Annotated in this window: 21 protein-coding genes and 1 riboswitch; of the genes, 13 read left to right on the top strand and 8 right to left on the bottom strand. The window is 72.4% G+C overall.

Features of this window, described 5'->3' with window-relative positions; genetic code table 11:
* Nucleotides 1–79 precede the first annotated feature (79 nt).
* Nucleotides 80–1,027, bottom strand: coding sequence for an ROK family protein (locus tag ACZ3YO_RS33545; protein ID WP_465550399.1), 948 nt, complete (start codon nucleotides 1,025–1,027; stop codon nucleotides 80–82).
* Between the two features lie 347 nt (nucleotides 1,028–1,374).
* On the opposite strand from ACZ3YO_RS33545, the gene ACZ3YO_RS33550 reads away from it, so the two are divergent.
* On the top strand, nucleotides 1,375–2,646 hold the full coding sequence (locus ACZ3YO_RS33550) for an extracellular solute-binding protein (RefSeq protein WP_465577045.1): 1,272 nt from the start codon (nucleotides 1,375–1,377) through the stop codon (nucleotides 2,644–2,646).
* A 24-nt stretch (nucleotides 2,647–2,670) separates the two neighbouring features.
* Here the strand turns inward: ACZ3YO_RS33550 and ACZ3YO_RS33555 are convergent, their stop codons facing one another.
* On the bottom strand, nucleotides 2,671–3,015 hold the full coding sequence (locus ACZ3YO_RS33555; protein ID WP_396324360.1) for a cupin domain-containing protein: 345 nt from the start codon (nucleotides 3,013–3,015) through the stop codon (nucleotides 2,671–2,673).
* Nucleotides 3,016–3,081: 66 nt separating this feature from the next.
* Between ACZ3YO_RS33555 and ACZ3YO_RS33560 the strand changes: the two genes are divergently transcribed.
* The gene (locus ACZ3YO_RS33560) at nucleotides 3,082–3,342 is read left to right on the top strand and encodes a DUF3263 domain-containing protein (protein ID WP_465550395.1); all 261 of its coding nucleotides are present in this window, start codon (nucleotides 3,082–3,084) and stop codon (nucleotides 3,340–3,342) included.
* Nucleotides 3,343–3,386: 44 nt separating this feature from the next.
* Nucleotides 3,387–4,229 (top strand): trehalose-phosphatase, encoded by an 843-nt coding sequence (gene otsB / locus ACZ3YO_RS33565; protein ID WP_465577049.1) that lies wholly within the window; start codon nucleotides 3,387–3,389, stop codon nucleotides 4,227–4,229.
* Here the strand turns inward: otsB and ACZ3YO_RS33570 are convergent, their stop codons facing one another.
* Nucleotides 4,230–5,699: an alpha,alpha-trehalose-phosphate synthase (UDP-forming) gene (locus ACZ3YO_RS33570; protein ID WP_465577051.1), complete on the bottom strand. Its 1,470-nt coding sequence runs from the start codon at nucleotides 5,697–5,699 to the stop codon at nucleotides 4,230–4,232.
* 38 nt (nucleotides 5,700–5,737) lie between these two features.
* Complete coding sequence (locus ACZ3YO_RS33575) at nucleotides 5,738–6,745, bottom strand: glucosyl-3-phosphoglycerate synthase (protein ID WP_465577054.1); 1,008 nt, start codon at nucleotides 6,743–6,745, stop codon at nucleotides 5,738–5,740.
* Between the two features lie 172 nt (nucleotides 6,746–6,917).
* Nucleotides 6,918–7,052, top strand: a riboswitch (SAM riboswitch).
* Nucleotides 7,053–7,069: 17 nt separating this feature from the next.
* Between ACZ3YO_RS33575 and thrC the strand changes: the two genes are divergently transcribed.
* From thrC to ACZ3YO_RS33600, 5 genes are all read left to right on the top strand, one after another.
* Nucleotides 7,070–8,365 (top strand): threonine synthase, encoded by a 1,296-nt coding sequence (gene thrC, locus ACZ3YO_RS33580; protein ID WP_465577057.1) that lies wholly within the window; start codon nucleotides 7,070–7,072, stop codon nucleotides 8,363–8,365.
* A 30-nt stretch (nucleotides 8,366–8,395) separates the two neighbouring features.
* Complete coding sequence (locus ACZ3YO_RS33585; RefSeq protein ID WP_396324366.1) at nucleotides 8,396–8,674, top strand: ubiquitin-like small modifier protein 1; 279 nt, start codon at nucleotides 8,396–8,398, stop codon at nucleotides 8,672–8,674.
* A gap of 684 nt (nucleotides 8,675–9,358) precedes the next feature.
* On the top strand, nucleotides 9,359–9,562 hold the full coding sequence (locus ACZ3YO_RS33590) for a cold-shock protein (RefSeq protein WP_030289665.1): 204 nt from the start codon (nucleotides 9,359–9,361) through the stop codon (nucleotides 9,560–9,562).
* A gap of 324 nt (nucleotides 9,563–9,886) precedes the next feature.
* Nucleotides 9,887–11,509 carry a chaperonin GroEL gene (gene groL, locus ACZ3YO_RS33595; protein ID WP_209412901.1) on the top strand — a complete coding sequence of 541 codons (1,623 nt, stop codon included), beginning with the start codon at nucleotides 9,887–9,889 and terminating at the stop codon, nucleotides 11,507–11,509.
* Nucleotides 11,510–11,607: 98 nt separating this feature from the next.
* Entirely contained in the window at nucleotides 11,608–11,967 is a 360-nt protein-coding gene (locus ACZ3YO_RS33600; protein ID WP_465577062.1) for a hypothetical protein, read from the top strand.
* Between the two features lie 45 nt (nucleotides 11,968–12,012).
* Here ACZ3YO_RS33600 and ACZ3YO_RS33605 read toward each other — a convergent pair whose 3' ends face one another.
* On the bottom strand, nucleotides 12,013–12,645 hold the full coding sequence (locus ACZ3YO_RS33605; RefSeq protein ID WP_465577065.1) for an HD domain-containing protein: 633 nt from the start codon (nucleotides 12,643–12,645) through the stop codon (nucleotides 12,013–12,015).
* A gap of 87 nt (nucleotides 12,646–12,732) precedes the next feature.
* Here ACZ3YO_RS33605 and ACZ3YO_RS33610 point away from each other — a divergent pair, with 87 nt between their 5' ends.
* From ACZ3YO_RS33610 to ACZ3YO_RS33620, 3 genes are all read left to right on the top strand, one after another.
* Nucleotides 12,733–13,080, top strand: coding sequence for a PadR family transcriptional regulator (locus ACZ3YO_RS33610; RefSeq protein ID WP_465550382.1), 348 nt, complete (start codon nucleotides 12,733–12,735; stop codon nucleotides 13,078–13,080).
* A complete protein-coding gene (locus ACZ3YO_RS33615; RefSeq protein ID WP_465577069.1) occupies nucleotides 13,077–14,009 on the top strand; it encodes a hypothetical protein in 933 nt (310 codons plus the stop codon). The genes ACZ3YO_RS33610 and ACZ3YO_RS33615 overlap by 4 nt, the downstream gene beginning before the upstream one ends.
* Before the next feature lie 149 nt (nucleotides 14,010–14,158).
* Nucleotides 14,159–14,845: a copper homeostasis protein CutC gene (locus ACZ3YO_RS33620; protein WP_465577072.1), complete on the top strand. Its 687-nt coding sequence runs from the start codon at nucleotides 14,159–14,161 to the stop codon at nucleotides 14,843–14,845.
* Nucleotides 14,846–14,960: 115 nt separating this feature from the next.
* Here ACZ3YO_RS33620 and ACZ3YO_RS33625 read toward each other — a convergent pair whose 3' ends face one another.
* Nucleotides 14,961–17,036: a HelD family protein gene (locus ACZ3YO_RS33625; protein ID WP_465577074.1), complete on the bottom strand. Its 2,076-nt coding sequence runs from the start codon at nucleotides 17,034–17,036 to the stop codon at nucleotides 14,961–14,963.
* Nucleotides 17,037–17,439: 403 nt separating this feature from the next.
* Between ACZ3YO_RS33625 and ACZ3YO_RS33630 the strand changes: the two genes are divergently transcribed.
* Nucleotides 17,440–17,640 (top strand): hypothetical protein, encoded by a 201-nt coding sequence (locus tag ACZ3YO_RS33630; RefSeq protein WP_396324373.1) that lies wholly within the window; start codon nucleotides 17,440–17,442, stop codon nucleotides 17,638–17,640.
* Between the two features lie 30 nt (nucleotides 17,641–17,670).
* On the opposite strand, the gene ACZ3YO_RS33635 is transcribed toward ACZ3YO_RS33630, so the two are convergent.
* Together ACZ3YO_RS33635 and ACZ3YO_RS33640 are read right to left on the bottom strand one after the other, a co-directional pair.
* The gene (locus tag ACZ3YO_RS33635) at nucleotides 17,671–19,308 is read right to left on the bottom strand and encodes a DNA repair helicase XPB (protein WP_465577078.1); all 1,638 of its coding nucleotides are present in this window, start codon (nucleotides 19,306–19,308) and stop codon (nucleotides 17,671–17,673) included.
* A 97-nt stretch (nucleotides 19,309–19,405) separates the two neighbouring features.
* Nucleotides 19,406–19,807, bottom strand: a complete 402-nt coding sequence (locus ACZ3YO_RS33640; protein WP_396324375.1) for a hypothetical protein — start codon at nucleotides 19,805–19,807, stop codon at nucleotides 19,406–19,408.
* Between the two features lie 105 nt (nucleotides 19,808–19,912).
* Between ACZ3YO_RS33640 and ACZ3YO_RS33645 the strand changes: the two genes are divergently transcribed.
* Nucleotides 19,913–20,167: a hypothetical protein gene (locus tag ACZ3YO_RS33645; protein ID WP_465577081.1), complete on the top strand. Its 255-nt coding sequence runs from the start codon at nucleotides 19,913–19,915 to the stop codon at nucleotides 20,165–20,167.
* The last annotated feature ends 1 nt before the right edge of the window (nucleotide 20,168 follow it).

A 20,168-nucleotide genomic window follows, 5' to 3' on the forward strand; every position in this document is an offset into this window, starting at 1 on the left:
ACGACACCGCCGGGCAGGACGAGGCGGGCGCCGGACAGGGCGGTGCCCCGCGACAGGGCCGCTGATTGAATCCGCGCGGTCACGCGGTCACCTCCAAGGAGAGCAGATCCCAGGCGAGCAGGCCCGCGCCGAGGGATGCGGCGGTGTCTTTGAGCATGGCGGGTACGACTTCGGGGGGCATCTGGAAGGTCAGTCGCTCGCCGACGGCCGCGCGCAGGGGCGTGAAGAGGGTGTCGCCGGCCTCGGCGAGGCCCCCGCCGACGATCACCGTGGACGGGTCGAGCAGGCTCTGGGCGAGCACGATGCCGTCGGCGAGGGCGTCCACCGCGTGCTGCCAGACCGCGGCCGCGCGCTCGTCCCCGGCGTCCACCGCGACGGCGCAGGATGCCGCGTCGGCGTCGGGGTCCCCGCTGGCCTCGGCCCAGGCGCGGGAGACGGCGGAGGCGGAGGCGAGGGTCTCCAGGCAGCCCCGGGCGCCGCAGCCGCACTGCGGGCCGCCCGGCCGGACGACGACGTGGCCGATCTCGCCGCCGTAGCCGTGGGCACCGGCCTCGATCCGGCCGTCGATGCCGATGGCTCCGGCGATGCCGGTGCCCAGCGCGATGAACAGGAAGCGTCCGACGCCCCGGCCGGCGCCGAGGCGCCCCTCGGCGAGACCGCCGGACCGCACGTCGTGACCGAGGGCGACCGGCATCGCGACACCGCCCGGACCGGCCAGCCGCTCGCCCAGCAGCTTGCGCAGCGGCAGGTCCCGCCAGCCGAGGTTGGCGGAGAAGACCGCGATGCCGTTCTTCTCGTCGATCGTCCCCGGGACGGCGACGCCGGCCGCCAGCGGGGCGACGCCGAAGCGGCCGCGGCCTTCGTCCGCCAAGTCGGCGGCGAAGTCGAGGATGGCGGCGACGACGGCATCCGTGCCGTGCTCCCGCCCGGTCGGTCGGCGTGCTTCGAACAGCACGGAGCCGTCCTGGGCGAGCAGCGCGGCCTTCATGCCGGTGCCGCCTACATCGAGTGCGATGACGTGCTTCACGGGGGACAGTTTCCCTTGGCTGGGTCGGAGAGGTCTAGTCCAGTTGTCGGATTGGTCTGGTCCAAAGTAGGTGAGCTTTGTCGCAGAACCATGTGGTGTGCGGCACTTTGCGCGCGCCGTCGCGAGCTCCCGGCCGGCCGGCCCCGGGGCCGGACCCGGGCCGGTTCGCGCCTGGTCGGCTCGATTCATTGCGCATCGTGCAACGACCTCCGCACTTCGATAACTACCCCGCGGGTACGGCCCGGAGGTCTGGACCACTGTGCAGGGCTTTTGGCAGTGTGGCGCTCCCCCCTGTCGGATTCCACCCGTCCGGCTGCTTTCTCCTCCCCTCGAAGGCGGTACCCGCGTTGAACAGGCGCGCCCAGGTCCCCACCCGGCTGCTCGGCACCGCGCTGGCCGGAGCGCTGCTGCTCACCGGCTGCAGCGGCCAGGACGACCGGACGGTCACCCTCAGGCTGGTGGCGGCCGACTACGGCGAGGACGCGGCGACCAGCTCCAGGCAGTACTGGGACGACGTCGCGCGCCGCTTCGAGAACGGCAACCCGGGCATCAGGGTGGACGTCGAGGTGGTCGGCTGGACCGACATCGGCAAGCGGGTGAGCGACCTGGTGGACAGCGGAAAGTCCCCCGACCTGGTGCAGACCGGCGGCTTCGCCGACCAGGTCGCCGCGAACCGGCTCTACCCCGCCGCGGACGTGCTCTCGCTGGACACCCAGGCCAACATGATGGAGTCGTTCAACCACGCCGGGCAGGTGCTCGGCACCCAGTACGGCATCCCCTTCGTCTCCTCCTCGCGGGTGCTCTTCTACAACAAGGCGATCTTCAGGCAGGCCGGGATCACCCAGCCGCCGGCCACCTGGAACGAGCTGAAGCAGGCCGCGGAGAAGATCAAGGCCAAGGTGCCCGGGGTCACGCCGTACGGGCTGCCGCTCGGGCCCGAGGAGGCGCCGGCCGAGTCGATGCTCTGGACGCTGAGCGGTGGCGGCAGCCTCTCCGACGACGTCGGCAACTACACCATCGACAGCACTCCGAACCAGGCGACCTTCAGCTGGCTGAAGACCAACCTGGTGGATGCCAGGCTGACGTACCCCGAGCCGGGCAAGATGAACCGGACGCCGGTGTTCACCGACTTCACGGCGGGCAAGGTCGCGATGCTGAACGGGCACCCGACGCTGCTGCGGATGGCCGCCAACGCGAAGGTCGACTTCGGGACGGCGCCGATCCCCAAGAAGGACGGCCTGGCCAGGACGGGCAGTCTCGGGGTGGCCGACTGGATGATGGCGTTCAAGGCCAACGGCCACAAGAACGAGATCCGCAAGTTCCTGAGCTTCGTCTACGCGAAGGACAACCAGCTCAAGTTCGACGGGACGTACAACCTGCTGCCGGTCACCCAGGACGCCTTCGCTGAGATGACCGCGGACGGCAGGCACGAGGACCTGAAGCAGTTCGCGGCCGGGCTGACCAACGCCAGCTTCTACCCGTTCGGTGACCCGGCCTGGGTCGAGGTCAGCAACCGGATCAAGGCGGGGATCGGCGGGGCCGTGACCGGGGACGCCAAGCAGGTGCTGGAGGGGCTGCAGGAGGCCGCGGTCAAGGAGGCCGCCCGGGTCCGGAAGTGAACCCGGGGGCCGCCGGGTGCTGCGTCAGAGGGTGATCGCGTAGGCCTTGCGCAGGGTCTCGTGGACCGTCCAGGTGGTGCGGTCGCCGGCGCGCAGGACGGCGCAGTCGCCCGGGCCGACGTGCAGGGTCGGGCCGCCCTCGATCTCGATGGTGGCCCGGCCGCTCAGCACCACGAACAGCTCGTCCGCCTCGACGTCGGTGACCACGCCCGGGGTGATCTGCCAGATGCCGCGGAGCTGGCGGCCGTCGGGGGACTCGGAGAGGACGCGGCCGGAGACCTCGGGAGTGCCGGAGACGATCTGGGCCGGGTCCAGCGGGTCGGGTTCGAGATCGGCGGTGGGGATGTGCAGCGCGAAACTTTCGGTCATGGGCCGACGCTAGTGGGGGCGCGGACGTCGTGCGGGGCGCAGAGTGTGTCGGGTGCGCGGGGGAGAATGACACTCCGTAGTGGTGGGCGGAGGTGGAGCGTGGACGAGCTGAGCGAGCGGGACCAGGCGGTGCTGGAGCTCGAAGGACGCCAGTGGCGTACGGCGGGGGCCAAGGAGCGGGCCGTCCGGGAGGAGCTGGGGCTCTCCAGTACGCGGTACTACCAGCTGCTGAACGCCCTGCTGGACCGGCCGGAGGCGCTGGCGCATGCGCCGGTCCTGGTGAACCGGCTGCGGCGGGTGCGGGAGGCCCGGCGGGGGGCCCGGTAACCCGGCGGGTGCTTCGGCGGGCACGGCTGGGTATGGGTCCCGGCATGGGGCTTGAGGAGACTTTGCAGCTGAGGACGGACGCCGGACGCCAGGGCCTGGAGGCGGTCCTCGCCTCGCCGCGCGACGCGGTGGTGGCGCTGGACTTCGACGGGACGCTCGCGCCGATCGTGGCCGATCCCGACCGGGCGCGGGCGCACCCCGGGGTGGTGGGGGCGCTGCGGGGGCTGGCACCGCGGGTGGGCGCGACGGTGGTGGTCACCGGCCGGCCGGCCGGGCTGGCCGTCGAGTACGGCGGGTTCGACGGCATCGACGGTGTGGTGGTGCTGGGGCACTACGGGGCCGAGCGCTGGGAGGGCGGCGTGGTGACGGCGCCGCCGGTCCACCCGGGGGTGGACGCGGCGCGGGCGGTGCTGGACGCCGCGCTGGCGGCGGCCGGTGCGCCGGCGGGGACGTGGGTGGAGGACAAGGGGCGCTCGCTGGCGGTGCACACGCGGCGGACGGAGGCCCCGCAGGAGGCGCTGGAGCTGCTGCGCGCGCCGGTGGAGGCCCTGGCCGCGGAGCACGGGCTGGTGGTGGAGCCGGGCCGGCTGGTGCTGGAGCTGCGGCCGCCCGGGGTCGACAAGGGGGCCGCGCTGAGCGGGTTCCTGCGGGAGCGGGGCGCGCGGACGGTGCTGTACGCCGGGGACGACCTGGGGGACGTGGCGGCCTTCGCGGCGGTGGAGAAGCTGCGCGCGGAGGGCGTGGCCGGGCTGCTGGTGTGCAGCGCCGCGGCCGGGGACGCGCCGGTGAGGGAGCTCGCCGACCGGGCCGACCTGGTGGTCGACGGCCCGGCCGGCGTGGTCGAACTGCTGGAGCGGTTGGGGGCGGAGCTCGGCCGGCGGGAGTGATCAGCCGAGAGCGGCGAGCTGGTCGAGGAACCACTGCTGGGGCGGCAGCGCCGTCGCGGCGGCGGCGAGGCGCTTCGTGCGGTCGGCGCGTTCGCCGGCGGGCATGGTGAGCGCGGTGTGCAGGGCCTCGGCGGTGGCGACGACGTCGTACGGGTTGACGGTGAGGGCGTCGTCGGCCAGCTCGGCGTACGCGCCGGCCTCGCGGGAGAGGACGAGCGCGCAGCCGCGGTCGGAGACCACCGGCACCTCCTTGGCGACCAGGTTCATGCCGTCGCGGATCGGGTTGACCAGGGCGACGTCCGCCAGCCGGTAGGCGGCCAGCGACCGCGGGAAGTCGTCGTTGACGTGCAGGATCAGCGGCTGCCAGGTGGGCGTGGCGAACTCGGCGTTGATCTCGGCGGCGAGCTGCCGGACCCGGGCGGTGTACTCGCGGTACTCGGCGAGGTCGGTGCGGGACGGGTACGCGAAGGCGAGGTGGACGACGCGGTCCCGCCACTCGGGGTGGGTGTTCAGGAGGTGCCGGAACGCCTGGAAGCCGCGGACGATGTTCTTGCTCAGCTCGGTGCGGTCGACCCGGACGACGGTGCGGCGGTCGCCGACGGCCTCGCGCAGGGCGGCGAGGCGCTCGTCGACGTCCGGGCGGTGGGAGCGCTCGCGCAGGAAGTCGGCGTCGGCCCCGAGGGCGTGGACGCCGAGCCGGGTGGTGCGGCCCCGGAGGGTGACGGTGAGCTCGGTGCGGTCGACGGTGGCGCCGAGGAGCTGCTCGCAGCAGTCGGCGAACGCCAGGGCCCAGCGGCGGGTGAGGAAGCCGGCCCGGTCGGCGCCGAGGATGCCGGTGAGGACGGCCTCGGCGACGTAGTCGGGCAGCAGCCGGAAGTACTCCGGCGGGGCCCAGGGGGTGTGCGAGAAGTGGCCGATCCGCAGGTCGGGCCGGGCGGCGCGGAGCAGGGCCGGGGTCAGCGAGAGGTGGTAGTCCTGCACCAGGACGGCCGCTCCCGGGGCGGCCTCGGCGGCGAGGGCGTCGGCGAAGGCGGTGTTGTAGGCCGTGTAGGCCTGCCATTCGGTGCGGAACCCGGCGTCGAAGGAGGGGGCCGTGGGGGTGGCGTAGAGCAGGTGGTGGACGAACCAGAGGGTCGAGTTGGCCACGCCGTTGTAGGCGCGGGCGAAGGTCTCCGGGTCTATGCCCAGCATGCGGACGGCCTGCCCGCCGGTATCGTGGCCGGCCCGGTCGAGGCGGCCGTCCGGCGCCTCCCGGGCGGCCCGGCGGTCGGCGTCGCCCAGGGCCGCGCAGACCCAGACGGCCTCAGGGTCGTCGATGGCGGAGAGCCCGGAGACCAGGCCGCCGCCTCCTCTCCGGAGGGTCAGGGTGCCGTCGTCCGCGGTGCTGAACGACACCGGTCCCCGGTTGGAGGCCACCAGGACGGGGGCGGTGCCGGTCGGATTCGAACGTTCGGTCGTGAGATCGCCCATGACTGGTTGGTTGCCGGGGGTCTGCGGACCCAAACCCTTCAGTGCCGGGTGGCGTACTCGGGGACGGTGTGCATCGGGGGGCGTTCGAGGGCGGTGACCGGGTGGGTGTGGGCGGTGAACGCGCGGGTTTCCGGGTCACGGGTGAACTGGGTGAGCAGCGGGTGCACCAGGTCGGCGGAGGCCTTGAGCCGGTGGGTGCGGTCGAGCCGTTCCAGCGCCGTGCGGTAGATGGTGGCGGCCATCCGGCCGAGCGCCTGGCCGTCCTGGTGGCGGTGGTGGCGGACGCCGACGTCGACCTGGGCGAGGGCGTCCAGGCCGGCGGTCTCCAGGGCGTCGACCAGCAGGCCGAGTTCGACGCCGTAGCCGGTGGGGAACGGGAGGCGTTCGAGCAGGGAGCGGCGGGCCGCGTACTCGCCGCCGAGGGGCTGGACGAAACCGGCGAGTTCCGGCCAGTGCAGGTTGAGCAGCGGGCGGGCGACCAGCTCGGTGACCCGGCCGCCGCCGGCCGGCACCACGGCTCCTTCGGTCTCCAGCGGCCGGTCGTACATGGCCTTGACCAGCTGGATCTCCGGTTCGGTGAGCAGCGGGCCGACGATGCCGGAGACGAAGGCCGGGTCGAACTCGCGCAGGTCGGCGTCGACGAAGCAGACGATCTCCCCACGGGTGACCAGCAGCGAGCGCCAGAGCACCTCGCCCTTGCCGGGGGCGGCCGGCAGCCGGGGGAGGATGTCGTCGCGGTGGACCACCCGGGCGCCGGCCTCGGCGGCCTCGGCGGCGGTGCGGTCGGCGGAGCCGGAGTCGACCACGACCAGTTCGTCGACCAGCGGCAGGCGTTCCATCAGTTCGCGGCGGATGGTGCGGACGATGTCGCCGACGGTGGCCTCCTCGTCCAGGGCGGGCAGGACGACGCTGACGGTGCCCGCGCGGCCGGCGGCCCGCTTGGCGTCCAGCAGGGTGCGCACCGGACGGTCGGCCGCGCTCCACGACCGGCGGCGCAGCCAGGACGCCGCCTGTGGGAGGAGCTCGGGTGTCGGGTCGGCGGGCACGGGTCTCTCCTCGGCGGGGGGTCGGCTGGGACGGGCTGGGAAGGGCCGGGACGGGTCATCTCGCGTGGCGGACGGTCCCGTTCGGGGTTGACGCCTTCGGATACAGTCTTCGTACAGCGGTCGGACCTTCGCACGCCGGGGTCACCGTTGAGCAAGACCAACAACTTCACAGAGCTCATCCAGAGGGACTGAGGGAACGGCCCGTTGACGTCCCGGCAACCTTCTCGCGCGGCTGTCGTTACAGGCCCCGGCGGGACAGGTGCCAATTCCGGCCTGTGGCGCGACCGCGTCACGGGGAAGATGAGGAGAGAGGCCTCCGCCATCATGGCTATCACTGCGACGACTCCTTCTGGCGCCGCACCCGCAACCGTTGACCTCGGCCCCGCCGCCGCCCTGTCCTGTCGCGAGTGCGGTAGCCGGTTCCCGCTCGGTCCGAGCTTCGCCTGTCTGGAGTGCTTCGGGCCGCTGGAGATCGCGTACGACTTCGGCGGCGAGGCCGCGGAGGAGCTGCGCAAGCGGATCGAGGCCGGGCCGGCGTCGATCTGGCGGTACGCGCCGCTGCTGCCCGTGCCGGCCGACGTGGCCGGGAAGCCCAACCTGAACCCCGGCTGGACCCCGCTGGTGAAGGCGGACAACCTGGGCCGCGAGCTCGGGTTCACCGCCCAGCTGCACATCAAGGACGACTCCGGGAACCCGACCCACTCGTTCAAGGACCGCGTGGTCGCCTGTGCGATCGAGGCGGCGCGGGCGTTCGGTTTCACCACGCTCTCCTGCTCCTCGACCGGCAACCTGGCCGGTGCGGTGGGCGCCGCGGCCGCCCGGGCCGGTTTCAAGTCCTGCGTGTTCATCCCGCACGACCTGGAGCAGGGCAAGGTCGTGATGGCCGGTGTCTACGGCGGTGAGCTGGTGGGCATCGAGGGCAACTACGACGACGTGAACCGCTTCTGCTCGGAGCTGATCGGCGACCCGGCCGGCGAGGGCTGGGGCTTCGTCAACGTCAACCTGCGCCCGTACTACGGCGAGGGCTCGAAGACGCTGGCGTACGAGATCTGCGAGCAGCTGGGCTGGCGCCTGCCGGAGCAGATCGTGATCCCGATCGCGTCGGGTTCGCAGCTGACCAAGATCGACAAGGGGCTACAGGAGCTGATCAGGCTCGGTCTGGTCGAGGACCGGCCGTACAGGATCTTCGGTGCCCAGGCGGCGGGCTGCTCGCCGGTGTCGGTGGCCTTCAAGACCGGCAGCGACGTGATCCGCCCCGTCAAGCCCGACACCATCGCCAAGTCGCTGGCGATCGGCAACCCGGCCGACGGCCCGTACGTGCTGGACATCGCCCGCCGCACCGGCGGCGCCGTCGAGGACGTGACGGACGCCGAGGTGGTGGCCGCGATCAAGCTGCTGGCCCGGACCGAGGGCATCTTCGCCGAGACCGCGGGCGGGGTGACCGTCGGAGTACTGAAGAAGCTGGTCGAGACCGGGCAGCTGGACCCGGCCAAGGAGACCGTCGCGATCAACACCGGCGACGGCCTGAAGACGCTGGACGCCGTCTCCGACGCCGGGATGACCGCCGTCATCCGCCCGACGCTGGCGTCGTTCCGCGACGCCGGCCTCGCGTCCGCCTGACCCCTCCACCCCGCCGCAAGGAGAAGCCCCATGAGCGCCAACGTCCGCATCCCGACCATCCTGCGCACCTACACCGGCGGCGCCGCCGAGGTGGCCGCCGAGGGTGCCACTCTCGGTGAGGTCATCGCCGACCTGGAGAAGAACCACGCCGGGATCGCCGCCCGGATCCTGGACGACACCGGCAAGCTGCGCCGTTTCGTCAACGTCTACGTCAATGACGACGACGTGCGGTTCGCGGAGGGCCTGGCGACCGAGATCGCGGACGGCGCGAGCGTTTCGATCATTCCCGCGGTGGCCGGCGGCTGCTGAGCCGCACCGCCGACGGGAAGGCCGTCCGGGTGTACGGAATTCCGTACACCCGGACGGCCTTCGCATTTCCCCGCGAGCTTCCGGGTGTTCCCGGGGTGTCCCAGGTGCTTCCGGGATTCTTCCGGGGCCGCCGTGAAGGCCGCCCGCCCGGGCGCTTTCCCGGGCCGTCCCCGCGCGCCGCATTCCGGCGGGAATATTTCCCCGGCCAGTCGGAGTAGAGTGTCGCTCGGCCGGGAAGAGGGCCTCCCCTCCCCCCTCGCACCGGTCGTCGCCCCCCTGTTGCGCCCCGTACCGCCGGTGTCTGTCCGGCCGCTGAGACCGGCGCCGGGCCCGCGGCCGTGAAACATGTCAGGCCGGTGTCAGAATTCTTGAGGGCATTTGGGTAATTCGTCCGCTATGTCCGGCGTGAAATGTGAAGTTTCTGGGCTTTTGGCCCGTCCTGTCCCCTGACGGGCCAGGGGAATTCCCGGCGGCTGGCTCTGTTGCAGAGGGCGTCGAGCCGGATACATTCAGCCGCGGTCGACGCAATCGCCCCTTCATCGGACACCGTCCGGTGGCTCGGCGGGGGGATTGTGGCGTGCACGGCTGCGCCCAGGGGGGGTTCCCCGGGCCGGCCTCAAACCAGACCCGGGCCCGCGACCTGCGGGCGCGTGAAGGGCCAGCACAGCACTAGGGGAGTTCGGAATGGCTCAGGGCACCGTCAAGTGGTTCAACGCGGAGAAGGGCTACGGCTTCATCGCGGTCGACGGTGGTGCGGACGTCTTCGTCCACTACAGCGCGATCCAGATGGACGGCTACCGCACCCTTGAGGAGGGCCAGCGGGTCGAGTTCGAGATCTCTCAGGGGCAGAAGGGCCCGCAGGCGGACATGGTCCGCGCGGCGGTCTGACCTTTCCGGCACCCAGGAGTTCGGCTCGGCCCATCGGCTGGTGCACCTCTTGCTTCGCGACGGGCCCGTGCGACACATGTCGTACGGGCCCGTCGCCGTGTCCGGGGAGTGGCCGGTGCGGCTCGCGGGTTGCCCATTGGGCTTGCACTCGCCCACCCAGAGTGCTAATCATTGGCGTTAGCACTCACAGCGTGAGAGTGACAGCGGACCGGGTCGGTGAGGCCCCCGGGAGCGGTAGGGGAAAGGACCCCCGCACACCAGGGCCGTCCGTCGCGGGCACCCCTTGGTCCGAGCAGTCGACCGTGTCCCGGAGGACCACTTCTGATGGCCAAGATCATCGCCTTTGATGAGGAAGCTCGCCGCGGCCTTGAGCGTGGCATGAACCAGCTCGCCGACGCAGTGAAGGTCACGCTCGGCCCCAAGGGTCGCAACGTCGTGCTGGAGAAGAAGTGGGGCGCCCCCACGATCACCAACGACGGTGTCTCCATCGCCAAGGAGATCGAGCTCGAGGACCCCTACGAGAAGATCGGCGCGGAGCTCGTCAAGGAGGTCGCCAAGAAGACCGACGACGTCGCGGGTGACGGCACCACCACCGCCACCGTGCTCGCCCAGGCGCTCGTCCGCGAGGGTCTGCGCAACGTCGCCGCCGGCGCCAACCCGATGGCCCTGAAGCGCGGTATCGAGAAGGCCGTCGCCGCCGTCTCGGACCAGCTGCTGGCCCAGGCCAAGGACGTGGAGACCAAGGAGCAGATCGCCTCCACCGCCTCCATCTCGGCCGCCGACACCCAGATCGGCGAGCTCATCGCCGAGGCCATGGACAAGGTCGGCAAGGAAGGCGTCATCACCGTCGAGGAGAGCAACACCTTCGGTCTGGAGCTCGAGCTCACCGAGGGCATGCGCTTCGACAAGGGCTACATCTCCGCCTACTTCGCCACCGACCTGGAGCGCATGGAGGCGACGTTCGAGGACCCGTACATCCTCATCGCCAACTCCAAGATCGGCTCGGTCAAGGACCTGCTCCCGCTGCTGGAGAAGGTCATGCAGAGCGGCAAGCCGCTCGTCATCATCGCCGAGGACGTCGAGGGCGAGGCCCTGTCGACCCTGGTCGTGAACAAGATCCGCGGCACCTTCAAGTCCGTCGCCGTCAAGGCCCCGGGCTTCGGCGACCGCCGCAAGGCCATGCTCGGCGACATCGCCATCCTCACCGGTGGCACCGTGATCTCCGAGGAGGTCGGCCTCAAGCTGGAGAACGCCGGCATCGACCTGCTGGGCACCGCCCGCAAGGTGGTCATCACCAAGGACGAGACCACCATCGTCGACGGTGGCGGCGACAGCGACCAGGTCGCCGGCCGCGTGAACCAGATCCGCGCCGAGATCGAGAACAGCGACTCGGACTACGACCGCGAGAAGCTCCAGGAGCGCCTCGCCAAGCTGGCCGGCGGCGTGGCCGTCATCAAGGCCGGCGCGGCCACCGAGGTGGAGCTCAAGGAGCGCAAGCACCGCATCGAGGACGCCGTCCGCAACGCCAAGGCCGCCGTCGAGGAGGGCATCGTCGCCGGTGGTGGCGTCGCGCTGCTGCAGGCCGGTGTCGCGTTCGACAAGCTGGAGCTCGAGGGCGACGAGGCCACCGGTGCCAACATCGTCCGCGTGGCCCTGGAGGCCCCGATCAAGCAGATCGCGACCAACGCCGGCCTCGAGGGCGGCGTCGTGGTGGAGAAGGTGCGCAACCTCCCCGCCGGTCACGGCCTGAACGCGGCCACCAACACCTACGTCGACCTGATCGCCGAGGGCATCATCGACCCGGCCAAGGTCACCCGTTCCGCGCTGCAGAACGCCGCCTCCATCGCGGCGCTCTTCCTCACCACCGAGGCCGTCATCGCCGACAAGCCGGAGAAGGCCGCTGCGGCCGCCGGCGGCGGCATGCCGGGCGGTGACATGGACTTCTGATCCTCCGGGGTCGGTCGTTTCCTGATCGCACGGGCGGTTCCCCTCGGGGAGCCGCCCGTGCGGCGTTCGTGCCGGGCGCACTTTGGGACAATGGACGGATGGCTTCCTCCGACGACATCGAGACCGCCCTGCACAACGCGCGGGCGCTGATCCTGGCCGACCTGACCGCGAAGGACGTGGCGGACGCCGCGGTGGTGTCGCTGGTCGAGACGGCCGTGACCCACCGCCGCTGGTGGCTGGAGCAGTGGCCGGACGGCACCGAGTACGTGCTCGGGCTGGTCGCACAGGACGTCCAGGACGCGCTGCTGGAGGCCTACGGCCGCTGGCCGCTCTGCGCCTCCTGCGCGGCCGACGGGGACCCGCACGCGCTCAGCGTCGAGCCCGAGCTGGGCCCGGAGCCGCACTGGGTCTGCGGCAAGGAGGGCATGGTCGTGGCCCCCGTCGGGCAGCTGGCCTAGGCCCCGGCGCCTGCCGTCGGGCGGACCGGACTCCGGCGACGGGCCTCAGCCCTCCAGTGCGGCGAGTTCGGCGGCCAGGTTGGCGCGGGCGGGGGCGTCGAAGCGCGCGTGGGCGGTGGGGGTGCGGTAGAGCGCGGGCAGCGCGAGCAGCTGGCGCAGGACCGCCGCCCGGCCGGCCCGGAAGTCCGGCTCGGGGACGAAGGCGTACTCCTCCCGGACGGCGGCGGCATACGCCGCGTACGCCTCGGGGGTGGTGCCGAGGACGGCGAGGTCCGCGTCGCAGAGCACCTCGCCGTCGCGGTCGCCGGGCTCGGGGTGGTGGGTGACGGTGAGCCGGACCAGCCGGGCCACCTCGGCGGTCCGCCGCTCCGGGAGGCCGGCCTCGGTGAGCGCCCGGACGGCGAGGGCGGCGCTGCGTTCCTCGTTCTCGGAGCGGTCGGGGCGGTAGACGGCGTCGTGGAACCAGACGGCGAGGCGGACGCTGTCCGGGTCCCCGGCGTGCCCGGCAAGCGCGTCCACCTGGTGCAGCATCGCCCGCAGGTGGTCGGTGGTGTGGTAGCGGCGCTGCGGCTCGGCCCAGCGGTGCAGCAGGTCGCGCCCGTAGGGCTCGGGGTCGGCGCTCGCGCCGCAGCGGTGCAGCAGGGCGGTCCAGGCGGTGAGCAGGTCGTCCGTCGGCATGGGAGCCATTGTGGTGGTCCGGCGCGCCGGGGGTTCGGCCGGGGCTTCCACTGGACCTATAGGTAGTTTGGCGATATATGTAGTTCCATGACCGAACGCTCCATGCAGGAGCCCACGCTGCTTCTGCTCACCGCACTGGCCGACGCCCCCAGACACGGCTACGCGCTGATCCAGGAGGTCGCCGCGATCTCGGGCGGCCGGGTCGCGATGCGCACCGGCACGCTCTACGGCGCCCTCGACCGGCTGCTCCAGCAGGGCCTGATCGAGGTCGCGGCCGAGGATGTCGTGGACGGCCGGGCCCGGCGCACCTACGCGCTGACCGTCGCCGGCCGGGCCGCGCTCTCCACCGAGGCGGAGCGGCTGCGCGCCGTCGCCAGCGAGGCGGAACGCCGCCTCTCCGCGTTTCACCCAAGGGCCAGGGGGACCTTCGCATGACCATGAACACGCCGACCGTCGCGATGAAGGCGGCGCTCCAGTTCTACCCGGCACGCTACCGCCGTGAGCGCGGGGACGAACTCGCCGCCGTCTTCTCCGACACCACGGCCGAGGCCGGGAAGCCGGCCGTCGTCCGGGAGGCGCTCGACCTCGCCGCGTACGGCCTGCGGGTGCGCACCCGGCTGACCGCCTTCTCGCCCGGCGGGCGGCTGCTCGCACTGGCCGCACCGCTGATCGCCGGGGCGGCCGCGGGGGCCGGGCTGTACCCGTGGGTCGGCGACTCGGACCAGCTCGCCTGGCGGCTCGAGCACACCTCGTCGGTGGTGACGCTGGTGGCCGCCTTCGCGCAGCCGGTTGCGTCGCTGCTGCTGGCCCTCGCCGCGCTGCTGGGGCGGTGGGCGGAGGCGCGGGTGATCTCGGTGGCGGTGATGGCTGCCGGGCTGCTCGGGATGAAGGAGGTCTTCGTGGCGGACGGGATCAACGCGTGGGGGGTCCTGGCCGTCGGCTCTTCGGCGATGCCGTTCCTGCTTTCCGGCCTGCTGGTGATCGCGGCGCCGCGGGAGATGCTGGGCGAGCCGACCTGGCGCAGCCGCGGCCTGGTGCTGGCGTCGGCGGTCGGCGGCTGGCTGGTGATCGCCTCCCAGGGTGGCTTCGACTCCCACTACATGCTGAACGGCCCGCGCTCGGCCGTGCTGGTGGTCGTCCCGCTGTTCCTGGTGCTGACGGCGCTGCGCGGCCGGCTGGTGCCGGCGGCGATCGGGCTCGCGATGCTGCCGCTGACCGCCACCTTCAGCATGTTCACCCTCTGGCAGACGACCGGCGGCCTCTGGAACCTGTTGCCGATCTCCGCCGTGGCGGTGGCGCTGATCGTGGCGCCGCTGATGATCGGGCGCGGGGTCGGGGCGGGTGGCGCGCACAGCATCGCCTGATCGGACGCCCGGCCGGACGCCCGGTCACGCGCCCGGCCGGGCGTTCGACGGAAGACGCGACGGAACGCCCGGCGGAAGGCGCGACGGAGTGCCCGGCGTAAAGCCGCGCAGGGCTCGCCGCCGCCGGGCGGATGTGGCAGGCTTCGCATATGTCTAGACCAATTTTCGAAGTCATCGCGCTGACGCCCCAGGACGCCCAGGCCGCCGAGTCGGGCGGCGCCGACCGGCTCGAACTGGTCACGGACATGGCCGCCGACGGACTCACGCCGTCGGCCGAGGACTTCGCCGGGATCCGCGCCGCCGTGGACCTCCCGCTGCGCGTCATGCTCCGCATCCGGGACGGCTTCACGCCCGGCGACCTGGACGGGCTGCGGGCCCGCGCCGCCGCACTCCGGGCCGAAGGGGCGGACGAGTTCGTCTTCGGCTTCCTGGACGCCGACGGCGCCGTCGACCTCGCCGCCACCGCGGCCGTCGCCGAGGCGGTGGCCGGCTGCCGCTGGACCTTCCACCGGGCGATCGACCACAGCGCCGACCGGGCCGCCCTCCGCGCGGCCGTCGGCGTACTGCCCGGGCTGGACACCTTCCTCACCTCCGGCGCGGCCGCCGGTGTGGACGCCGGCCGGGAGGTGCTCGCGGCCGAGCTGGCCCGGGCCGGCGAGCCGGGGTACGGCCAGCGGATCCTGATCGGCGGCGGGCTGCGGGCCGAACACCTGCCGGGCCTGCGGGCGGCCGGCTTCGACGCCTTCCACGTCGGCGGTGCGGTCCGCGCCGACGGGTGGCGGTCGCCGGTGGACGCGGGCAAGGTCGCCGAGTGGCGTGCCCTGATCGATGGCTGAGCGTGGAAGCGCCGACGGCTGAGCGATCGGTGGCCGTCGGCTCGGTGGGAAGGGGACCGGCATCGGCCGGTCCCCTTCCTTGTGGGTGCCGCCTTCCCGCTGGGTGTCGCCCCGCTCAGCCCAGCTGCTCGGGCAGCGGCTCGGCGTGCAGCACCGCCAGCCCGGAGACGGCACGGGTGAGTGCCACGTACAGGCGGCGCAGGCCGGTCCGCCCGTCCGGCTCGCCGGCGACCACCGCGGCAGGCTCGTCCAGCACCACGTAGTCGTACTCAAGGCCCTTGGCCAGCGAGGCCGGGACGAGGGTCAGCCGGGCCTCGGCGCTGGTCTCGGCGCCGGGGGAGAGGTGCGGCAGGCCGGCCGCGTCGAGCGCCTCGGCGAGCAGCGGGATGCGCGCGTCGGCGGCGATCAGGCCGGTCGAGCCCTCGTGCTCCAGCGCCCGGTGGCAGGCCTCGACGACCGCCTTCTCCAGCCCGTCCTCCGGGACGCGGGTGATCGTCAGCGAGCCGGGCGCCTCGCGGACCGAGGTCGCCGGGGCGAGGCCGGGGGCGATCGCCGGCAGCAGCCGGGAGGCGTAGGCGATGACCTCCTCGGGGACGCGGAACCCCTTGGTCAACTCCTCGATGTGGGCGGCCGGTTTGCCCAGGTGGTGCAGGGCGTCCGGCCAACTCGCCGTCGCCCACGGGGTGGTGCCCTGGGCGAGGTCGCCGAGGACGGTCGCCGAGCCGGTGGTGCAGCGGCGGCCGACCGCGCGGTACTGCATCGGCGAGAGGTCCTGCGCCTCGTCCAGCACCACGTGCCCGAGCGAGGCCGTGCGGTGGACGAGGTCCGCGGTCTCGTCCACGAGGACGGCGTCGGCCTGTGTCCAGCGGGCGGTCTTCACCGAGCGGCCGGGCTTGGGCCAGAGCACCGTCCGCTGCTCCTCGGGGGTGAGGACGCCCTCCGCACACGCGGCCAGGAACTCCGGGTCGGAGAGCAGCCGCAGCACCAGCTTGGCCGGTTCGACCAGCGGCCAGCACTCCTTGACCACCGCCTTGACCTCCGAGTTGCGGGCCACCGCGTCCTGCACCCGGTCGTCCGGGGCCTCGCCGCCCTGCTCCATCTTCAGCAGCACGGCGTGCGCGATCCGCTGCGGCAGGGCCTCCCTGGCGGCGCCGTAGCGGATGTCGCGGTCCTTCAACTCCTCGATGATCTCGACCAGTTCGTACGCCGGGACGCGCCAGCGCCGGGAGCCGCGGACCACCACGCAGGGCTCGGTGGGCAGGGTGATGCCGGCCCGCACCGCCCGGCGCAGCACCTCGGCCATCCGGGCGTCGCCCTTCAGCCGGGCCGCCTCGGCGGTGTCCTCGGCCTTCACCTCGACGTGCGCGACCAGCTGCTGGACGGTGGCCTGGGCGACGTCCAGCTCGCCGAGGGCGGGCAGCACCTGCTCGATGTAGGAGAGAAAGGCGTTGTTCGGCCCGATCACCAGGGTGCCGGTCCGGGCGAGCCGCTCGCGGTGCGCGTACAGCAGGTAGGCCACGCGGTGCAGGCCGACGGCGGTCTTCCCGGTACCCGGGGCGCCCTGGACGCAGACGGTGCCGGTGATGTCGGCGCGGACGATCTCGTCCTGCTCGGGCTGGATGGTGGCGACGATGTCGCGCATCGGTCCGACGCGGGGCTTCTCGATCTCGGCGGCGAGCAGCGCGGAGACGGTGTTCCCCCCGGCGGAGCCGGAGAAGGTCACGGCGTCCGGGTCGGAAAGGCGCTCGTCCTCGTACGCGGTGAGCTCGCCGCCGGTGTAGCCGAAGCGCCGGCGGCGGTCGACGTCCATCGGTTCGGCCCGGCTGGCCCGGTAGAACGGCTGGGAGACCGGCGCGCGCCAGTCGATCACCATCGGGTCGCCGTCGGCGTCGTGGACGTGCCGGCGGCCGATGTAGAAGTTCTCCCCGCCGGAGCCTTCGGAGAGCTCCTCGCTGATCGCGTGCAGGTAGTCGAGGCGGCCGAAGAAGAGCGGGGTGTGCGAGAGGTCGGCCAGGGCGGCGATCCGGGCCTCGATCTGGTTCTGCAGCACGATGGCGGTGACCCAGGTGCCGGTCACGTCGCGGATGTCGAGCGACTGGACGTCCTCCCGCATGGCGCGCAGGGCGGCCCGGGAGGCGGCCAGGTGGTCGCGTTCGCGCTGGAGGGGGTCAGTGGTGGGGGTGGCGGGCACAGCGAACCTTCCCGGCTGCCCCGGAGACGGGCGCAGCGGATCGTTGGAGCTCACGGTGGACACAGCCGACCGGTTGCCGTGCGGTCGGCGCCTCCCCCGGCTGCCTGCGGGACTCAGCAGGTACCACGGTTCGGGAGGGGGCAGACGGACGATCCTAGACGGCCCGCGGCCCCGGTGCTATCCAGTTGTGCCGTGCTGCCCCGGACCGCGTACCCGACCGCCTGGAAGGCCGGCACGCGCAGCCCCGCGACCGCCTCGGCGTCCTCTCCCACTTCTCCCGTCCCGTAGGGGGAGGCGTAGGGGGTGGCGGGGGTCTCCGTACACCCGGAGGACGACTTCCGGCCCGTCCGGTACGGCCTTTGGGGTGATGTGCCCGGCCCGCCACGGACCTACCGTTGAAGACATGAGCACCGTACACGTCACGGCGCCGCGAGTGCCGAACCAGAAGTCCGCCCCCGCCCGCCCCGCGGGCGCCACCGCTATCGCGGCCACCGGCCCCGGCCGGCACCGCAGCCCGCTGAAGACCGCCGTCCGCAACGTCGGCATCGCCCTCGACACCGCCGCGCGCGTGGTCTTCCTCGGGCGCGACGGCGTCAGGTACTAGGCGTCAGATCCAGGCGTCAGGCACCGGCCGTCAGAGCACGTCGTCCGCGTCGATGATGCGGTAGGCGTAGCCCTGCTCCGCCAGGAAGCGCTGGCGGTGGGCGGCGAAGTCCTGGTCGACGGTGTCGCGGGCCACCACCGAGTAGAAGTGCGCCGCGTGGCCGTCCGCCTTCGGTCGCAGGACACGGCCCAGGCGCTGGGCCTCCTCCTGGCGGGAGCCGAAGGTGCCGGAGACCTGGATGGCGACGGTCGCCTCCGGCAGGTCGATGGAGAAGTTGGCCACCTTGGAGACCACCAGGACGCTGATCTCCTTGGTGCGGAAGGCCTCGAACAGCTTCTCGCGCTGGGCGTTGCTGGTCTCGCCCTTGATCACCGGGGCGTTCAGGACCTCCCCGAGCTCGTCCAGCTGGTCGATGTACTGGCCGATGATGAGCGTCTGGTCCTTCTCGTGCTTCTTGACCAGCGCCTCCACCACCCGCCGCTTGGTGGCGGTGGTGGCGCAGAAGCGGTAGCGCTCCTCGGGCTCCGCGGTCGCGTAGGCGAGCCGCTCGGAGTCGGTGAGGGTGACCCGGACCTCGCAGCAGTCCGCGGGCGCGATGTAGCCCTGCGCCTCGATCTCCTTCCACGGGGCGTCGAAGCGCTTGGGGCCGATGAGCGAGAAGACGTCGCCCTCGCGGCCGTCCTCGCGGACCAGGGTGGCGGTCAGGCCGAGCCGGCGGCGGGCCTGCAGGTCGGCGGTGAACTTGAACACCGGCGCGGGCAGCAGGTGGACCTCGTCGTAGACCACCAGGCCCCAGTTGCGCGCGTCGAACAGCTCCAGGTGGGCGTAGACACCCTTCCGCTTGGTCGTCATCACCTGGTAGGTGGCGATGGTGACCGGGCGGATCTCCTTCCTGGTGCCGCTGTACTCGCCGATCTCGTCCTCGGTCAGCGTGGTCCGCTTGACCAGCTCGTGCTTCCACTGCCGGGCCGAGACGGTGTTGGTGACCAGGATCAGCGTGGTCGACTTGGCCTCGGCCATCGCGGCCGCGCCGACCAGCGTCTTGCCGGCGCCACAGGGCAGCACCACGACGCCCGAGCCGCCGTGCCAGAAGCCCTCGACCGCCTGCGCCTGGTACGGGCGCAGCTGCCAGCCGTTCTGGTCCAGCTCGATGGGGTGCGCCTCGCCGTCCACGTAGCCGGCGAAGTCCTCGGCGGGCCAGCCGAGTTTGAGCAGCACCTGCTTGATCTGCCCGCGTTCGGACGGGTGGACGACGACGGTGTCGGGGTCCACCCGGGCGCCGACCAGCGGGACGATCTTCTTGGAGCGCAGCACCTCCTCCAGTACCGGGCGGTCGGTGGTGGTGAGCACCAGGCCGTGGGTGGGGTGCTTGCTGAGCCTGAGCCGCCCGTAGCGCGCCATGGTGTCGGCCACGTCGACCAGCAGCGCGTGCGGCACGGGGTAGCGGGAGTACGTCACCAGGGCGTCGACGACCTGCTCGGCGTCGTGCCCGGCGGCGCGTGCGTTCCACAGCCCGAGCGGGGTCACCCGGTAGGTGTGCACGTGCTCGGGCGCGCGCTCCAGTTCGGCGAACGGCGCGATGGCCCGGCGGCAGTCGGCGGCCTTGGGGTGGTCGATCTCCAGGAGAAGAGTTTTGTCGCTCTGGACGATGAGCGGTCCGTCGTTCACGCGGGGAAGCCCTCCACTGGCTGACAGGTCTGTCGGGACGCAGACCCTCCAGTGTCGCCCATCCGGCGGGAAAGGCGGGGGCCCGCCCTGAGGGGGGCTACTTCCACTCGAACACCTTGGCGGTGTTCTTGCCGTCGGCGCCGGACTCGAACTCGAAGACGCCGGCGGTGCCGTTCAGTCGGGAGAACTGCGGGGACGCGGTGGTGAAGTAGACCGAGCCGCGGTACGAGACACCTCCACCCTCGGTGAAGTGGCCGACGCCGCTGCCGTGCCAGGTGATGGTCTGGCCGTCGGCGGTCATGTCGACGCCCTGGCCCTCACCGAACAGGGTGCCGTCCGCGTGCAGTTCCGACTCGTAGGTGGCGAACTCCGTGACCGGGGTGCCGAGGACCTCCCCGGTGCCCTGGAACGAGACCTCGACCACCGGGCCCTCGCCGCCGGCGAGCACCCGCCGGACGGTGTCCTGGCTCTGTATCTCCGCTATCTGATCGCCGAGCATGGTGACTCCTTCCGCGACCCCCCTCCCCTCCGGACTACGCCGCATCGCCGGAGGCGTCAATCGGAGCGCGGTGACCGGTCCGGGCGTCGCTCGTTAGAGCAGGTCATGAACAAGCCGAAGCGTGCCCTCACCGCTCTCGCCCTCCTCGGTTCGGCCTTCGCCGTGACCGCCTCCTCCGCCGGTTCCGCCCACGCCCTCGCGGGCGTCGGCGAGGGCCCCGGCGGGCTGCTCGCGTCCCCCGCCTTTCTGATCGCCGACCTGGCCGGCGCTCCCGAGCTGCCGGTCGGCAAGGACCAGATCGGCACGCTGGCGGACAAGGCCGTCAAGGAGAAGGTCAAGGAGGCCCAGCAGGGCCACTGAT

It is taken from the genome of Kitasatospora sp. NPDC022785 (assembly GCF_055561295.1).

What these genes read in the sequence shown, in the direction of transcription:
- ACZ3YO_RS33615 (WP_465577069.1), top strand. Translation starts at nt 13,077, where the DNA reads ATGACCATGAACACGCCGACCGTCGCGATGAAGGCGGCGCTCCAGTTC.
- ACZ3YO_RS33630 (WP_396324373.1), top strand. Translation starts at nt 17,440, where the DNA reads ATGAGCACCGTACACGTCACGGCGCCGCGAGTGCCGAACCAGAAGTCC.
- ACZ3YO_RS33590 (WP_030289665.1), top strand. Translation starts at nt 9,359, where the DNA reads ATGGCTCAGGGCACCGTCAAGTGGTTCAACGCGGAGAAGGGCTACGGC.
- ACZ3YO_RS33610 (WP_465550382.1), top strand. Translation starts at nt 12,733, where the DNA reads ATGACCGAACGCTCCATGCAGGAGCCCACGCTGCTTCTGCTCACCGCA.
- ACZ3YO_RS33570 (WP_465577051.1), bottom strand. Translation starts at nt 5,699, where the DNA reads ATGGGCGATCTCACGACCGAACGTTCGAATCCGACCGGCACCGCCCCC.
- ACZ3YO_RS33605 (WP_465577065.1), bottom strand. Translation starts at nt 12,645, where the DNA reads ATGCCGACGGACGACCTGCTCACCGCCTGGACCGCCCTGCTGCACCGC.
- ACZ3YO_RS33620 (WP_465577072.1), top strand. Translation starts at nt 14,159, where the DNA reads ATGTCTAGACCAATTTTCGAAGTCATCGCGCTGACGCCCCAGGACGCC.
- ACZ3YO_RS33640 (WP_396324375.1), bottom strand. Translation starts at nt 19,807, where the DNA reads ATGCTCGGCGATCAGATAGCGGAGATACAGAGCCAGGACACCGTCCGG.
- groL (WP_209412901.1), top strand. Translation starts at nt 9,887, where the DNA reads ATGGCCAAGATCATCGCCTTTGATGAGGAAGCTCGCCGCGGCCTTGAG.
- ACZ3YO_RS33560 (WP_465550395.1), top strand. Translation starts at nt 3,082, where the DNA reads ATGACACTCCGTAGTGGTGGGCGGAGGTGGAGCGTGGACGAGCTGAGC.
- ACZ3YO_RS33555 (WP_396324360.1), bottom strand. Translation starts at nt 3,015, where the DNA reads ATGACCGAAAGTTTCGCGCTGCACATCCCCACCGCCGATCTCGAACCC.
- otsB (WP_465577049.1), top strand. Translation starts at nt 3,387, where the DNA reads ATGGGGCTTGAGGAGACTTTGCAGCTGAGGACGGACGCCGGACGCCAG.
- ACZ3YO_RS33600 (WP_465577062.1), top strand. Translation starts at nt 11,608, where the DNA reads ATGGCTTCCTCCGACGACATCGAGACCGCCCTGCACAACGCGCGGGCG.
- thrC (WP_465577057.1), top strand. Translation starts at nt 7,070, where the DNA reads ATGGCTATCACTGCGACGACTCCTTCTGGCGCCGCACCCGCAACCGTT.
- ACZ3YO_RS33645 (WP_465577081.1), top strand. Translation starts at nt 19,913, where the DNA reads ATGAACAAGCCGAAGCGTGCCCTCACCGCTCTCGCCCTCCTCGGTTCG.
- ACZ3YO_RS33585 (WP_396324366.1), top strand. Translation starts at nt 8,396, where the DNA reads ATGAGCGCCAACGTCCGCATCCCGACCATCCTGCGCACCTACACCGGC.